This window comes from Rhodococcoides kyotonense, assembly GCF_900188125.1.
In the GTDB taxonomy this organism is placed as follows: Bacteria; Actinomycetota; Actinomycetes; order Mycobacteriales; family Mycobacteriaceae; genus Rhodococcoides; species Rhodococcoides kyotonense.
In genome coordinates, this window is sequence record NZ_FZOW01000023.1 from 61335 (window position 1) to 76872 (window position 15538).

Sequence of the window (15538 nt, forward strand, 5' to 3'; positions counted from 1 at the left end):
AGCACACCATGACACTGGAAACGACCGCGGAGCAGAACGAGATCCGCGACAGTCTGCGTGGCGTGCTCGCGCGCAGCGGCGATGCGTGGGGCTCACTGGTCGATCTCGGAATGACGGAGATACCGTTCCCCGAGAGTGTCGGCGGTGCCGGCTACGGCGCGAAGGACCTGTCGGTAGTGATCGCCGAACTCGGCCGCGCGATGACTACGGCGCCGTACCTGTCGTCCGTCGTACTCGCCGGTTCGACCCTGGTGCAGTGCGCATCGGAAAGAGCTCTCGCACAGCATGTTCCGGCAATCGCGTCGGGATCGAAGACGGCTGCCCTCGTCGCCGGATACCCGTTCGGAGCATCGGGCATCGACGCCCGCGCCGATGGTGAGGAGCTGACACTGAACGGGCGTCAGGACGTCGTGGTGGACGGCGCGGATGCCGATGTCCTGGTCGTCGTCGCGCGCGGTCCCGACGGACCCGAACTGGCCGTGATCGACGGACGAGCTGCCGGTGTGGCGCGAGAACCGTTGGAGGCGTTGGATTTCACGCGTCCGCTCGCTGCTGTGGAGTTGAGGGATGTTCGGGCCGCTCGGGCCGGTCGCGACGATCTCGCCCAGCGACTGGAGAGAGCGCAGGCCGTCGCGGTGGTGGCCGTCGCGTCGGAACAAGTCGGTGCCGCGCGTGCCTGCCTCGAGATGTCGGTCGAATACGCGAAGGCACGCAAGCAGTTCGGTCGTGCGATCGGATCCTTCCAGTCGATCAAGCATCGACTGTCCGACATGTCCATCGCGATCGAACTCGCCGAGGCCGCCGTCCTCGACGCCGCGAATGCCGCGGACGATCGCGACACCGCCCAGCTCTGCACCGCCGCGTCCATGGCGAGGGTGCTCGCGTCGAGAGCATCGGTGTTCGCAGCGGAGGAGGCGATCCAGATCCACGGCGGCATCGGCTTCACGTGGGAACACCCACTGCACACGTACTTCCGACGCGCGAAGTCGAACGAATTGCTGTTCGGAACCGTCGAGTCTCACCTGGAGGCGGTCGCTGCAGCTCTGTAGCCGCGGACGGTCACACGTTCGCGGTCCCCGCGATGCGATCGGACAACCTGGCTGCGGTCTCGACATACTTCTTGCGGCCGAGGGTGTCGAACACGCTGTCCTTCGACAGCAGCGACGACGCGAAGACCTCGATCTGAGCGATCAACGCGACCGCGATGACGCCGGCTTCGGCGGCCGACAGCTTGCCGCGCACCTTCCTGGCGGTGCCGGACAGAATGGGTATCAGGTCGGCCGTGTTGTCCCGACGCAACGCCTCGACCAGTTGGCTCGATCCGCGAGCATGCACGAAGTACACGACGGCGCGCGTCCGATTGTCCTCCAGCCAGCGAGCCAGCGACGGTACGAGACTGCCGAGTGAACCGTCGGGAATGGATTCCTCGGTGGTGATGCGGCGGATCTCGCCCACGTAGGCCGACGAGAATTCTCGCAGTCCCTCGAGAAGGATCTCCTCGCGGGAGGGGTAGTGGTAGTAGATCGCGGCCGACGTCATCCCGGCAGCGGCTGCGATATCGGCCACTGTCACGGCGTCGACTGGGCCTGTCGCGAACAGTTCGAATGCGGTCTCGACGATGACACCACGTCGGGACGGTCGGTGTGCTGGTCGTTTCTCGGTTGTCGACATTCACCCTCCTCGAATTTCGGTCATGCAAGACTAGAGGTTCGGCGACTGGAGGGGTGGGGAAGCTGTGACTGTCAGTGCGCAGAAAACCAGAAGTTCCAAGAATGGTGCGACGAACGGATCCGGCAACGGGTCCGAGACGGCCAAACCGTCGGCGCATCGTCCGTCTCGTAGGCAGGAGATCGTCGACGCGGCCATCCGCGTGTTCGCGGCCAAGAGTTTTTCCGAAGCGAGCGTTCAGGACGTCGCCGACGAGGCGAATGTGGTCCCATCTGCCGTGTACTACCACTTCAGCGGCAAGGACGAGCTGTTCGAACTGGCCATGCGTCGGGTCATGGACATGGTCAACGACGTCGTCGACCAAGTTCGATCCGACGAGGGCCCCGACGACTCGCCCTCTCTCGAAGCCGTCACCGTCGCCGTGTGGCACTGGGTGGAGGCGCATCCCGACGAATCCCGGTTGATGCACTACCACCTGCCCGGGGCGACGGCCGCGACCGCGAACCTGCGGCGAGACTTCGAAGGCGTGCATGTCCAACGGGCCTTCGACTACCTCTTGCCGTCGGATGTCCCGACGACCAAGCGCGCAGCCGCCGTCGCACATGCGTCGCACACTCTCGCGATTCGGACGTTGATCGAGCTGCTGATGACCATTCACGCTCTGCGCATGGACGACGGCCCGTTGTCGCGCCACGCGTCGAAGACGTTGAGCCGAGCGGTCGTCGACGTCGGGGAACGCATCGTCGTGACCGACTGAGCTGCCGCCGTCAGCTCTTCAGTGCCTGCATTGCGAGAGAGACCGCGAGAGCGGCCATCACGACGGCGATCGCGCCGTCGAGGACTCGCCACGCACCGGGCTTGGCGAAGACCGGCCGTAGCATCCGCGCGCCGTAGCCGAGTCCGGTGAACCACGCGAGACTGGCTGCGGCGGCGCCGATGCCGAACCACACCCGAGCCGCGTCGTAACTCGACGCGACGGAACCCAGCAGGACGATCGTGTCGAGATACACGTGAGGATTGAGCCACGTCAGCGCCAGTGCAGTGACCACCGCTGCCCACATGTGCGACGCGTGGCCGTCGGTCCCGGCGACGAGAACGCTCGGGCGCACTGCCCGTCGCACCGAGAGGCACGCGTACACAGCCAGGAATGCGGCGCCGCCCCAGTATGCGAGTGACATCAGCGCCGGAGCGCCGTCGAGCAAGGCGCCTGCGCCTGCAACTCCCGCGGCAATGAGGACGATGTCCGACGCGGCACACACCGCGACGACCGGCAGAACGTGGGCGTGGGCGATGCCCTGTCGAAGCACGAACGCGTTCTGCGCCCCGATGGCGACGATGAGCGACAGACCGAACACGAAGCCGGCGACCGTGGGCGCGGCGGAGAAGACCATGGTGTCGACGGTAGAGCTCTTGTTTTCGACAGTACAGCGAATGTTTCTGCTTCAGCGTTAGCATTGCTTATGCCGGATTGGGACCTACCTCAACTCGAGGCACTCGCCGCTGCCGTCGACGAGGGGTCCTTCGACGCCGCCGCCCGGCGGCTGCACGTGACGCCGTCGGCGATCAGCCAGCGAGTGAAGGCGTTCGAGACGGCTGCGGGCGTCGTACTGCTGCAGCGGTCCAAGCCGATACGGATCACGGACGCCGGGCAGCCGTATCTTCGGCTGGCGCGTCAGATTCGTACGCTCGTCTCCGAGGTGTCGCGTCACGGCGCAGGTGCCGCCGTCGCGACCGTTCCGATCGCGGTCAACGGCGACTCGCTCAACACCTGGGTCCTACCGGCCTTGGCGACGCTGTCCGATCGCATGGACTTCGACATCCGGCGCGAGGATCAGGACCACTCCGCCGAATTGCTCCGGCAGGGTGTCGTGATGGCCGCAGTGACGACGTCGGGTGAGCCCGTACAGGGCTGTTCGGTCTCGAGACTCGGAGTGATGCGGTACCGGCCGATGTGCTCGCCGGCGTTCCGCGACAGGTGGCTGCACGAGGGGTCTGTGGCCGACGGACTGTCCCGGGCACCGATGATCGTGTTCGATCGATCGGACGACCTGCAGGATCGTTATCTGAGTCGTCACGGGCACAGTCGGCTCGAGAACCGACGGCACCACATCCCGGCGTCGGGCGACTTTCTCGAGGCAGTGCGGCTGGGAATCGGATGGGCCACTCTGCCGACGCAGCAGAGTCGCGATCTCGAAGCCGCAGGAGAGCTGATCGACATCGCGCCGGGCACCGGCGTCGACGTCACGCTCTACTGGCAGCGCTGGAGCGTGCGAACCGAGGCCCTCGACGAGTTGACGGTTGCAATCCGAGAAGCTGCCTCCGCCGCGTTGGCTTGACGAAGTCTCGTTCTCGACGTGTCAAACATTCGTCGAGTCGTAAATCTTTCGCAAAACAAGTTATTGGTATATGTTCTCGAACCAGAAGAAGTCCGCGCGGTTTGTTGTAGTTCACAGACCGCGTGCCGGTGTCGACTCCACGATGCCGGGCAGTTCGACACAGCCATTCTCTTTGCCGTCCAATTCCGAGTCGAAGTGAGTCCGGATCAGTGGTCGAAACAGTAACGGAACCCCCTCCCCGGGCTGCGACCGTGCGACGCGAAACGCTGTCCGCATGGCCGCTCCGGGCCAAGGTCGCCGCCGTCGTCGCGCTACCTCTGGCATTGGCCATGTTCTTCGGCGCACTGCGCGTGCAGTCCGAACTGGCATCCGCGGCCGACCTGTCCGCGGCCGCCGACAACGCCCGCATCGTCGATCCGATCCTTCGGCTCGACGCACTGGTCGGTGCAGACGCAGTGGCCGGTACCACGTTGGACGGAGCCGCGTTCGACAACGCGGTCGAAACCGTCCGGTCGACCGTCGAGGCCACGATCGGAACCGAATCCACCGTACGAACGCAGCTCGACGAGGCGATCGCCACCGCAGTCGGGTTGCGTGATCGGCTGGCAGCCGGATTCGTCCCGCCGATCGAACGGGCTGATGCCGCCGGCGCGGTGACGACCGGGCTTGCGGCTGTGGTCGGGACGGCCCTCGATGTCGAGAACAGCGAGGTCAGATCGGCTATCGACGGCGTGACGGTCGCGATGGCGGGTCGCAGAGCTGCCGAGACTCAACAGCTTCTCGTGTCGATTCTCGAGCCGGATGTGCTCGCACTCGCGAACCGCACCGCAGGGCGTGAGTCCGCAGACATCGATGCGCTCGCAGCACTCGTCGGCAACGATGCGACGACGGTCGTCGACCTGCGCGGCGAGCTCGACAGTCGTATCCGGATGTACGGGGCGGCCGCGAGCGGTGCACCGACCAATCCGTTCCTGTCGGCCGGCCGATCGGCCGAGAGATACACCGAGGCGCTCGACGAGTTCTCGGAATCCCTCGGTACGACCCTGTCGGCAGCCGCGCTCGACCGACGATCGGTCGCGCTACGCGACGCGGCAGTCGTCCTCGGAGCCGTGCTGACGGCGTTGGTGCTGGCTCTGCTCGTCGCACGGTCGCTCGTGCAACCGATTCGGCGTCTGCGGCTCGGCGCGCTGAGCGTCGCCCACCGCGAGCTGCCGTCGGAAATCGAGCAGATCCGTAGCGGCGGACACACGCCGGAGATCTCACCCGTACCCGTGCACACGAGCGAGGAGATCGGTCAGCTCGCCCGCGCAGTCGACGCGATCCACGAAGAGGCACTGCAACTCGCAGGCGAGCAGGCGCGACTCCGTGTGCAGGTCGGCAACATGTTCGAGACGCTGTCTCGCCGATCGCGGTCGCTCGTCGACCAGCAGTTGGCGTTGATCGAGGAACTCGAGCGCGACGAGGACGATCCGCGACGGTTGGACAGTTTGTTCCGTCTCGACCACCTCGCGACCAGGATGCGTCGAAACGGCGCGAACCTGATGGTGCTCGCCGGCACGCAGTCGCGTCGTCCACACAGCGATCAGCCGGTCGCGCTCGATGCCGTCATGAGTGCCGCTGTCTCCGAGGTCGAGGACTACCGCCGCGTCCGCATGCTCGACGTGCCCGACGCGGCGCTCACCGCGGCATCGGCAGGCGACGTCGTGCACCTCGTCGCAGAACTCATCGACAATGCGTTGCGCTACTCACCTCCGGACAGTGCAGTCGCGGTGACAGCGGCACGCGCCGTCGAGGGCGGCATCCTGCTCGAGGTCGCAGACCGCGGACTCGGCATGCCGCCCGCAGACCTCGAGGAAACCAACAACAGGCTGGCGGTCGGCGGTGAGGTGACACCGGAAACTGCCCGGCGCATGGGGCTTTTCGTGGTCGGCAGGCTCGCGCAGCGCCACGGCGTGACGGTGCGACTGCGCGCGACGCAGGTACACGGCGCGTCGTCCGGAGTCACTGTCAGCATGCACATTCCGGTCGCGTTGGTCGTGACGTCGTTCCCCACGACGGAGCGTCATGCACGGCCGCCGCGTCGGGAGAGCTCGCCGATCCTGGGATCGGTGCCGCCGTCCCAGGAGAAGTCGATCCAGTCGACGCCTGGCTCCGGCGAATCAGCAGTGGAACGCACAGCGCCTGTGTCGCTGGTTTCGGGCGGACACAACGGTGCGACGACCGATCATCAGGTCGGGAAGCTGCCGCGTCGTCGTCCGGGCGCAAGCGGCGTCGACGAACAGACGTCGTTGTCCACGGCCTCCGGTGAGGCACCCGAACGCCGCGTCAACGGGAGCCCGTCGAACACGGCGGCGTTCTTCGGCGCCCGGCCGGCCGCGCACGCAGCCAGAGCCGAGTCCGAATCGGCCGAGGCGTCGATTCCGCCACCGGACCCGCTTGCGCCACCACCGCAGACGATGCCCATCTACCAGCGGATGGTCTCCGAGTGGCTCGTGGATCCGGCTACCGGACAGGGCCGGTCACGATCGTGGACCACGCCCGCCGATTCCGGATGGGCTGCCGCGCGCAACGCGACCGACAACGAGGTCGGTCAGCGGACGGACGCGGGTCTGCCTGCACGTCGGCCCGGTGCGCGGCTCGTGCCCGGGGCGGTGGACCAGAGACCGCCGACCAACGGATCGGTCGGACTGTCGCCACAGGACAGAATTCCGACGCGGTCACCCGAGGCGGTTCGTGACAAGCTCACCAGCCACTTCACCGGAGTTCGTACGGGCCGCGCCGAGGACGTCAGCGGTCGACACAGAACGGAAGAGGACGAATGAACCATCCCATCGCATCGACGCCCGACCGGTCACTCGACTGGCTGGTCTCGAACTTCGCGCGGGATATCGTCGGGGTCGCTCATGCGGTGTTGGTATCCGCCGACGGGCTGCTCATGGCCGCCAGCGAACAATTGCCGAGAGAGCGTGCCGAGCAATTGGCCGCTGTCACATCCGGTTTGGCGAGCCTGTCGTCGGGGGCAGCCAGGTTGTTCGACGGAGGCCCGGTTCTGCAGTCCATCGTCGAGATGGAGAACGGCTACCTGCTTCTCATGAGCGTCGGCGACGGGTCGCATCTGGCCTCGCTGACGGCGGCGACGTGCGACATCGGCCAGGTCGGATACGAAATGGCCGTGCTCGTCGATCGCGTGGGAAGCATGATCGAGCCGTCCGCCCGGATGCGAGAACGGTGATATGTCGTGGACTCGGTTGACAACGAGCTCGGAACGAAGGATCCGGTCGCGGAGCTCGAAGCTATGCAGCCGGCGGAACTGGACACCGACGACGGGGACTACGAATCCGGACCTGCGCCCAGCCTGGTCCGTCCGTACACCCTGACGGCAGGCCGCACGACATCCGAGGTCTATCTGCCGTTGGAAGCGCCCGTGCACGTCGTCGCGGGGGCTTTCCAGAACACCTGGCCCGCAAGTGACGTGCGTACGCGGATCGTGCTGCTGTGCGCGGACGGTCCGTCGGTGGCCGAGATCTCGGCTCGACTCACGATCCCCCTCGGCGTCGCGCGCGTGCTGGTAGGGGATCTGGTCGAAACCGGAATCCTCCACGTATCCAAGACACTCGGGGACGACGCAACTGCGGACGAGCGCCGCGAACTGATCGGAAGGACTCTCCGTGGACTACGCGCACTCTGATACCAGGGGCCGGGCGGCGGCATCGACCAAGATCGTCGTCGCAGGTGGCTTCGGAGCGGGTAAGACCACCCTGGTCGGCGCGATCTCGGAGATCGTGCCGCTGCGGACCGAGGCCTTGATCACCGACGCGTCCGAGGGAATCGACGAACTCGACCACACCGCAAGCAAATCCACGACGACGGTCGCCATGGACTTCGGCCGTATCACGCTGGCGGACGATCTGGTGCTGTACCTCTTCGGGACACCGGGGCAGCGGCGATTCTGGTTCATGTGGGACGACCTCGTACTCGGTGCGATCGGAGCGATCGTCCTGATCGATACCCGCCGTCTCGACGACTGTTTCGCCGCGATCGATTACTTCGAAGCAAAAGGTCTTCCGTTCGTCGTCGCCGTCAACGAATTCGACAGTGCGCCAACCTATCCCATCGCGGACATCCGCGAGGCGCTGGCCGTGCCACCCGATGTGCCCATCATCAGCGTCGATGCCCGCAATACCGAGTCGGTGCGGGGTGCCCTGATCTCGCTCACCGAGTACGCGCTCGACCGAGTGCACTCCGCATCCTAAGGAGATACCGAAATGGATCATGCACACGAGATGCACCACTTCTCGATGGGTTTGTGGTTGCTGTTCCTGGCGTACATCGTCTCGGTCGTGGGATGTGTTGTCGGACTTGCCTGTACGCGTCGGTCGGCGGTCGCCACCTCCGAACGTGCCCGAATTGGATGGCTCGCCATGGCGGCGGTCTCGATCGGCGGAATCGGTATCTGGCTGATGCATTTCATCGCGATGCTCGGCTTCTCGGTGACGGGGAGCGTCACACGATACGACCTGTTCTGGACCGTGATCTCCGCGTTGTTGGCCATCGCAGCGACGTTGGTGGGTTTGCTCACCATCGGTCGGCGAGTGAACATCTGGACTCTGCTCATCGGCGGCATCGTCATGGGCGTCGCCGTGAACGTCATGCACTACACCGGCATGAACGCCATCAGGATTCAAGGATCGGTGTCGTACGACACCACGCTCGTCGCGATCTCCGTGGCCATCGCCGTCGTCGCCGGAACGCTGTCGCTGTGGTTCACGCTGGTGCTGCAGAAGCCATTGTTGCTTCTCGCAGCGGGACTGGTCATGGGCGTCGCCGTCGTCGGGATGCACTACACGGGCATGGCTGCCGTCAGCGTCACTGTCGATCCGAGTCTGCCGATTCCGCAGGGACTCGAAGTGTTCGGCTTCCTGTTCCCGGTATTCGTCGTCGGCCTTCTTGCACTCGCCGCGCCCATCGCCGCGTTGCTGACGCTGTCGGAGGACGACGTCGACACCGCGGATATCGAGGAGTCACGCATTCCCGTCGCGTGAATACTGCTGAACGAGGGCGCGGCCGAGATCGGTACCCGAACGCCACGCGCTCTCGATCCGCGGCGCCCCCGTCGGGCACCACTGGTCGCCGGCGAATCCTGTTCGACGCTCACGTGATTCGATCAGCGCGAACGTTGCGTCGTGAGCCGAGACCGGCTTGCCGAAGCTCCAGCGGTGCACGTGAGTCCGTACGGGGTTACCGGTCCCGACGAGTTCGTCGAGCGCAGCGACCACCGGAGCGATCGCAGAATCCGGATCGCCCCGGTGCTCACGCGCGAACTCTGCCGTCGTGTGAGCGACGAGTACAGGCGCGTCGTCACCCCGCCGGGCACCGTCGTCGGCGAGGAATTCGACCACCGGATGGTCGTTCACGAACGCGGCATCGTGGAAAGGCAGTTGCAGCGCGTCGAATTCGCCGACGACCGTCAGCACCGGCTGATAGTCGACGGCATCGGGCACTGTCGCCAGGCGGGAGGCCTGTGGGTCGGGCATCGCGAGGACGACGTCACCGTCGGGCAGGGCGCTCACGGTCTCGGTATCGACGTGCACGTCGGCCAGCATGGACCGGACGAGAGACCGCAGACCATCCGGTGTACGCCAACGTGTCGGACCGGTACTGGTCTCGGGGGTCGCGCCGGGCGACAGAACACCGAACGTGTCGGTCCAGGGCCGGGCAAGACCGGCCGATTCCCAGCGGGCCACCAACGCGGCGAACTCCGGATCGCGGACGGTGAAGTATCCGGCCCCTATGTCGACCCGGCGCCCGTTCAACTCGGGTGACGCCATCCGGCCGCCGACGGCGAGCGACCGATCGACCAGCCGAAATGCGACGCCTGCATCGCGCAGAACCGTCGCGCAGGCAGCTCCCGCGATGCCGGCGCCGACGATCGTGATGCCGGTGTCGGGTGTGGGTCGCGTCATCGCCACGACCGCCCGATCGACCACTCGACGGCCGCCTCGGCGTGGATCGCTGTGGTCGGGAAGAGCGGTACCGGGGAGTCGTCGGGCGTGACGAGCAACTCGATCTCGGTGCAGCCGAGGATGATCCCCTGCGCACCGTCGGTGACGAGGGTGGAGATGACGCGTCGGAACGTCTGTTTCGATTCGTCGGTCAGAATCCCGCGGCACAACTCGTCGTAGATGATGCCGTGTACGTCGGTGCGATCGGTCGATGTCGGAACGACCACGCTCAGTCCGCGCGCTTCGAGGCGTTCACGATAGAACGACTGTTCCATCGTGAACGCGGTACCCAGCAGCCCGACGCGCTGCACGGTGGCTCGTTCGACAGCCGTCGCGGTCGCGTCGGCGATGTGCAGGACCGGGATCGACACCGCCGCCTCGATGGCGTCGGCCACCTTGTGCATCGTGTTGGTGCACAGCACCACGATCTCCGCACCCGCGTGTTGCAGATTGACGGCCTCCTCCGCGAGAAGTGTTGCCGCCGAATCCCAGTCACCCGCGACCTGTAGGGCCTCGACCTCCGCGAAGTCGAGCGAGTCGAGGATGCATCGTGCCGAATGGATTCCGCCGAGGCGATCGCGGACGCCTTCGTTGATCAGCCGGTAGTAGAGCGCACTGCTCTCCCAACTCATCCCGCCGAGCAAACCGATGACGCGAGGTCCTGAACGCATGGGGTCGACGGTAGCCGATCGGCGCGCATCCGAGCGGGAAACGCCCGCCGACCCCGTTGCATCACGCCGTCACAGGCGCCGCCCCGCTGAGACTGGGGTAGTGGTGCGGCAACCTCATCGACACCAGGTCCTTTCGCCGCACGACGTTGGTCGGATACGGCGAATCCAGATTGGTCGTATCGACGACGGCAGTGGCCGTACCCGTTTCGGTCACGACCACGCTTTCGCTGCGGGGGAAGGCGAAGGTGTCCGGACCGAACACACCACTGTGGCCGTCGACACCACGTTCCGGGTCGTAGGCGTTGGCGAACGCGAACCACACGTTGTTCTCGCCCGCGCGCACCCGCATGTGGTGCCAGTGCAGCGGATCCGCCTCGGTTGCGATCGCGCCCGGGTGCGGGATCGTGGTGCCGACGTGGCCGCCGACAGGGGCCGAGATCGCGGCCGGGCAGACGATCAGATCGCATCCGCGCAAAGCGAGAACGCGACCCGCCTCGGGGAACAGTACGTCGTTGCCGAGAAGTATCCCCACACGACCGACGGGGAGATCGAGGACCGTCCAGCGGTCACCCGCGTCGAAGACGTTGCGGTCGGATGGCGCCACGTGTGTTTGGCGGTAGCTGCCCAGGATGCCCGTCGGGCCGACCACAACGGCGGTGTCGTAGACCGAGCCGTCGTCGAATTCTGCGAGGCCGACGACGACCGTCGTCGACGTTCGAGCGGCCGCCTGCACGATTCGCGAGATGGACGGCCCGTCGAGAGATTCCGCGACTGCATGGCTCTGTGATGATGGGCCGCTGATCGACAGCTCCGGAAACACAAGTAGCTCATCGGGATTCGCAGCCACCATGGCCTCCTCGATCGCCGCGAGGTTCGCGTCGACATCCGTTCCTGGTGTCGACTGAACGACTGTGACCGACGTGCGGGCGCCCTCCGGCATGGACCGATGTCCGTACAGGGAAAAGAAGTCCAGCGGATTCCACAGGAAGGTGTTGGACTGCAACTCGCGATAGAGCTCGGGTCTGCGTCGATCGGAAAAGTTTTGGGCGCGAGTACGTTCCGGGTCGATCTGCGCGTACGCGATTCCGTTGCCGGAGTCGATGGACGACGCGATCGTGCCGTCGGGCTCGATGATGCATGTTCCGCCGCTGAACTGGACCGTGCGCTCGAGACCCCACCTGTTGCTCTCGATGACGTAGCACTGGTTCTCGAACGCCCGGCTGATCCAGTAGGGAGCAGGCGTGCGCTCGGCGAGCCAGTTGCTGATGTGGCAGATCACGTCTGCGCCGTCCAGAGCTACCACTCGAGCGGTTTCCAGGAAGTGGATGTCCATGCAGATCAGCAGAGCGATGCGGCCGATCTCGGTGTCGAACACCTGGTGGCCAAGGTTCCCCGGCGCCGCCCATTTGGGTTCGGCGATGTACGAGTGAGTCTTTCGATGGGTGCCGACCACACCCTCGGGGCCGATGAGCACGGCGGCGTTGTAGAAGAGGCCGGTGTCCGTGTCCACCTCGGGCATCCCGACGACGACGTAGCATCCGTGCTCGCGTGCGACCGCGGCGAAGGAATCCGTCGTCGGTCCGGGGATGGTTTCCACGACGGTGGCGGCTTCGTCGTAGTCGTATAGGCAGTACCCGGTCGTTGCCATCTCCGGTGTGGTGATCAGCTTCGCACCGTGCGATGAGGCCTCCTCGACGAGTGCGAGTAGATCCGCGATGTTGGTGGATTTGGCGAACAGCGTTGGCTCGTACTGGATTGCGGCTGCTTCGTAGGGTGCAACGGAACTCATGGTCTCGGGTCCTATCGGTGCGTCGGAGTGCCGTCGGGCAGATCGGTGTTCAGGCTGTCCGTGGGAAGGGTGGTCGGGGTGTAGAAGCGCCCGCGTGTGGCGATCGTCAGAGGGATGTACACGATCGGGCCGACGAACATCGCGATGAACGACGCGTAGTACGACGGGTACATGCCGAACACTCCCAGTGCGCCGATCACGATTCCCACTGCCATCGCCGAGATGCCACACGGATTCCAGTTGCGTACGAATCCGTCACGGAATTCGATGTTCGTGGCCGGTGCGAGACCGAGCCACTTGCGGCAGACGAAGTAGTCGGCGAGAAGGATGAAGATCCAGGTGTTGGTCATGATCCCGGTGACGGCGAGGAACTTGTCGGTGTACTGCAGAACGTTGATGGGGTAGAGGGCGACGCCGAGCACGAGCAGGGCGACCATCCACCACTGACGGCCGAACTTTCTCGGCGACAATGCATCCCACGCATTCGAGAGCGCGAGCGACCCGGAATACAGGTTCATGACGTTGATTCGAACCTGTGTGACGATCGCGAAGACGACACCCAGCAGGCCCATGACGATCGCGAAGTAGAGGCCAGGGTCGGTGGCCGACAGCTCGGGTGTCGCGGAACCGTCGAAGTGGCGAAGCATCGTGAATCCCAGGAAGACACCGAGGATCATCACGACGACGATCATCAGCAACTCCGACAGCATCAGACCTGCGGTGCCGCGGTAGGTGACCTCTTTCTTGACGAACCGTCCGTAGTCGGTGGCAATGAGTGCCTGGAAGACGATCTGGCCGTTCACGAGACTGAGGGTCTGCCACATGGCGGTCGACGAGAAACCGCCCGTCGCTTCCCACTCGCCGGGTCCGACGAGGACGTAACCGCTGGCGAGCATGTACATTCCGATGGCGAAGAGCACGAGGAAGATCGGCATGCCGAAGCGCTGCAGAACGTTCATCGAATGCATTCCGCGCCAGGAGAAGTACAGCGCGACGAGGGCGACGACCGCGAAAACCACCGTCGCCCAGAACGAATCGATGTCGATGCCTGCCCACTCGCTCAGCCCGTGCGAGACGATCGAGCCTTCGAAGATGAAGTAGAAGACGTAGTTGACGGCGTAGACGAGCGACGCGACGGCAGAACCCTTGGTGCCGAAGCCGAGCCCACGTGTCAGCAGGGGCAGTGACAGGCCTTCCTGGCTGGCGATCCGCATGATCAGGCTACCGATGAGCGTGGCGCCGACGACCATGTATGCGATCGGGACGAGGAACATCGGCCAGCCGACCAGGAACCCGATCTGGCCTCCGAGAGAGAACCAGAACATCGCGGTGACGTTGCCGGTCAACACCAACAGGATCGCGGGCCTCGGCCAGCGCTGGGTGGCGGGTACGCGTGACGTCGCGTAGCTCTCGATCTGATCGTCGAGGCTCGTGGCAGGCCCCTCGAAGTACTTCTTCATGTTCATGACGCGTGTCCAGTTCTTCTCGATCGACGCTGCGAAAGGCTCATGGCCAGTGCGTGGGGCGCCGTGGTAGAGGTGGCGGAGCGCAGCCAGCCGTGATGGGGGACACGGTGCTGCGCTCCGAGAAGAATACTTCCTGCAGACACTATTTTTCTAGGAACTATGTAAATTGCTTGTGAAGAACAGCAATTCGTGCACATCGGATGCACGGCCGAAAGCCCCGCACCGAACGGGTGCGGGGCTTTCGGGCGCGGTGGATCAGAAGATCCTGCGGTACAGCTCGGCGATCTCGTCGGCAGTCGGAACGACGGGATTGTTCGACGGTGAACCCGATGCGAGGGCCTGCTCGGCCATCAGAGGAATCAACTCGTCCCATCGAGCTTTGTCGATTCCGTACGTGCTCGGTGACGGAACCTCGACGTCGGCGCACAAGGTGTCGATGAACTCGATCAGTTTCGCCGACGCGTGTTCGTCGGAATCCTGACGTTCGGCGGCACCGAGTTGCCGTGCGCACTCGGCGTAGCGGGCGGGCGCGCCCGGAATGGAGAACGCCGTGATCGCAGGCAGCAGCATTGCGTTCGAAAGACCATGCGCGACATGGAAATGTGCACCGATCGGCCGGCTCATGCCATGAACCAGACAGACGCTGGCATTCGAGAATGCCATGCCTGCTTGCGTCGACGCATGCATCATGTTCTCCCGTGCTTCACGATCCGATCCGTCTCGGTACGCACGCAGGAGATAGCGACCGATCGTCCTCATCGCCGACAGAGCCAAACCGTCGGAGATGGGGTTTGCCTTCTTGCTGACGTATGCCTCGATAGCGTGCGTCAGGGCGTCGACGCCCGTGTCCGCAGTGAGGCGGGCCGGCATCGACATCGTGAGCTCGGAATCGACGATCGACGCGATCGGAAGGAACGACAACCCGGGACACAGCATCTTCTCGTCGGTCGCCACGTCGGTGATGATCGTGAATTGTGTTGCCTCCGAGCCGCTTCCCGCCGTCGTCGGGATGGCAACGATCGGAAGCGCGGGGCCTGTGTAGACACGGGGCGCCTTGAAGTCCCGCATCTCGCCGCCCTGCTTCGTCAGCACGGCAAGAGCTTTCGCCGTGTCCATCGGGCTGCCGCCGCCGAAACCGATGATGACGTCCGCGCTGTGCGCCAGGACGGCGTCGACACCCGCTTGCAATGAGGCGGTCGTCGGGTCGGGGACCGTCTCCGAGAACACTGCGCCGTGCTTGCCCGCAGCCTCGATGATCTTCAGTAGTCGATCGGCGGATCCGTTGCCCACCATGAACTTGTCGGTGACCAGAAGGGGGCGCTGGACATCGAGATCGGTCAGAACCGAGCCCAGTTCCTCGACCGCGCCTGCACCCAGCTTCAGGAACCGCGGAAACGAGATGTTGGCAACCATGTACTACTCCTTTGTAGGTGGCGTCGCCTGTGGAGGGGCTTCGCCCATGTGCACGTTTTTACATAGTGGGCTATGTATTTCCGTGCACATGGGGTTATGCGTTTTCGGGGAATCCGAGGTTGATGCCGCCGTGGGAGGGGTCGAGCCAGCGGCTGGTGACGGCTTTGCCGCGGGTGAAGAAGTGGATTCCTTC

At 64.9% G+C, this 15538-nt stretch carries 15 protein-coding genes and 1 pseudogene; 8 read left to right on the forward strand and 8 right to left on the reverse strand.

All coding sequences use genetic code 11. The features are described 5' to 3' along the window. Window positions 1-8: 8 nt before the first annotated feature. Complete coding sequence (locus tag CHB96_RS26320; RefSeq protein ID WP_089251890.1) at window positions 9-1049, forward strand: acyl-CoA dehydrogenase family protein; 1041 nt, start codon at window positions 9-11, stop codon at window positions 1047-1049. A 10-nt stretch (window positions 1050-1059) separates the two neighbouring features. Here the strand turns inward: CHB96_RS26320 and CHB96_RS26325 are convergent, their stop codons facing one another. Continuing rightward, entirely contained in the window at window positions 1060-1671 is a 612-nt protein-coding gene (locus CHB96_RS26325; protein WP_089251892.1) for a TetR/AcrR family transcriptional regulator, read from the reverse strand. Window positions 1672-1735: 64 nt separating this feature from the next. Here CHB96_RS26325 and CHB96_RS26330 point away from each other — a divergent pair, with 64 nt between their 5' ends. Then, window positions 1736-2425: a TetR/AcrR family transcriptional regulator gene (locus CHB96_RS26330; RefSeq protein ID WP_089251894.1), complete on the forward strand. Its 690-nt coding sequence runs from the start codon at window positions 1736-1738 to the stop codon at window positions 2423-2425. A 10-nt stretch (window positions 2426-2435) separates the two neighbouring features. Here CHB96_RS26330 and CHB96_RS26335 read toward each other — a convergent pair whose 3' ends face one another. After that, the gene (locus CHB96_RS26335) at window positions 2436-3059 is read right to left on the reverse strand and encodes a LysE/ArgO family amino acid transporter (protein ID WP_089251896.1); all 624 of its coding nucleotides are present in this window, start codon (window positions 3057-3059) and stop codon (window positions 2436-2438) included. 69 nt (window positions 3060-3128) lie between these two features. Here CHB96_RS26335 and CHB96_RS26340 point away from each other — a divergent pair, with 69 nt between their 5' ends. The 6 genes from CHB96_RS26340 (at window position 3129) to CHB96_RS26365 (ending at window position 9046) form a co-directional block, all read left to right on the forward strand. Continuing rightward, window positions 3129-4004 (forward strand): LysR family transcriptional regulator ArgP, encoded by an 876-nt coding sequence (locus CHB96_RS26340; RefSeq protein WP_089251898.1) that lies wholly within the window; start codon window positions 3129-3131, stop codon window positions 4002-4004. 251 nt (window positions 4005-4255) lie between these two features. Further along, window positions 4256-6826, forward strand: coding sequence for a sensor histidine kinase (locus CHB96_RS26345; protein WP_245866212.1), 2571 nt, complete (start codon window positions 4256-4258; stop codon window positions 6824-6826). Further along, window positions 6823-7236 carry a roadblock/LC7 domain-containing protein gene (locus CHB96_RS26350; protein ID WP_089251902.1) on the forward strand — a complete coding sequence of 138 codons (414 nt, stop codon included), beginning with the start codon at window positions 6823-6825 and terminating at the stop codon, window positions 7234-7236. The genes CHB96_RS26345 and CHB96_RS26350 overlap by 4 nt, the downstream gene beginning before the upstream one ends. A gap of 63 nt (window positions 7237-7299) precedes the next feature. Beyond that, on the forward strand, window positions 7300-7692 hold the full coding sequence (locus CHB96_RS26355; RefSeq protein ID WP_089251930.1) for a DUF742 domain-containing protein: 393 nt from the start codon (window positions 7300-7302) through the stop codon (window positions 7690-7692). Further along, window positions 7673-8257, forward strand: coding sequence for a GTP-binding protein (locus CHB96_RS26360; RefSeq protein ID WP_089251904.1), 585 nt, complete (start codon window positions 7673-7675; stop codon window positions 8255-8257). The genes CHB96_RS26355 and CHB96_RS26360 overlap by 20 nt, the downstream gene beginning before the upstream one ends. 12 nt (window positions 8258-8269) lie before the next feature. Continuing rightward, window positions 8270-9046: an MHYT domain-containing protein gene (locus tag CHB96_RS26365; protein ID WP_089251906.1), complete on the forward strand. Its 777-nt coding sequence runs from the start codon at window positions 8270-8272 to the stop codon at window positions 9044-9046. Here the strand turns inward: CHB96_RS26365 and CHB96_RS26370 are convergent. The 6 genes and pseudogenes from CHB96_RS26370 to CHB96_RS30255 form a co-directional block, all read right to left on the reverse strand. Beyond that, window positions 9026-9967 carry an NAD(P)/FAD-dependent oxidoreductase gene (locus tag CHB96_RS26370; protein WP_089251932.1) on the reverse strand — a complete coding sequence of 314 codons (942 nt, stop codon included), beginning with the start codon at window positions 9965-9967 and terminating at the stop codon, window positions 9026-9028. The two genes, CHB96_RS26365 and CHB96_RS26370, sit on opposite strands and share 21 nt — an antisense overlap. After that, the gene (locus tag CHB96_RS26375; RefSeq protein ID WP_089251908.1) at window positions 9964-10677 is read right to left on the reverse strand and encodes an aspartate/glutamate racemase family protein; all 714 of its coding nucleotides are present in this window, start codon (window positions 10675-10677) and stop codon (window positions 9964-9966) included. Before CHB96_RS26375 ends, CHB96_RS26370 begins: the two co-directional genes overlap by 4 nt. Before the next feature lie 61 nt (window positions 10678-10738). After that, window positions 10739-12466 (reverse strand): nitrilase-related carbon-nitrogen hydrolase, encoded by a 1728-nt coding sequence (locus tag CHB96_RS26380; protein ID WP_089251910.1) that lies wholly within the window; start codon window positions 12464-12466, stop codon window positions 10739-10741. A gap of 11 nt (window positions 12467-12477) precedes the next feature. Then, window positions 12478-13932, reverse strand: coding sequence for a purine-cytosine permease family protein (locus CHB96_RS26385; RefSeq protein WP_089251912.1), 1455 nt, complete (start codon window positions 13930-13932; stop codon window positions 12478-12480). A 255-nt stretch (window positions 13933-14187) separates the two neighbouring features. Continuing rightward, window positions 14188-15345 (reverse strand): iron-containing alcohol dehydrogenase, encoded by a 1158-nt coding sequence (locus CHB96_RS26390; protein WP_089251914.1) that lies wholly within the window; start codon window positions 15343-15345, stop codon window positions 14188-14190. Between the two features lie 94 nt (window positions 15346-15439). After that, window positions 15440-15538: pseudogene (locus CHB96_RS30255) on the reverse strand (methylmalonate-semialdehyde dehydrogenase); the annotation flags it as partial.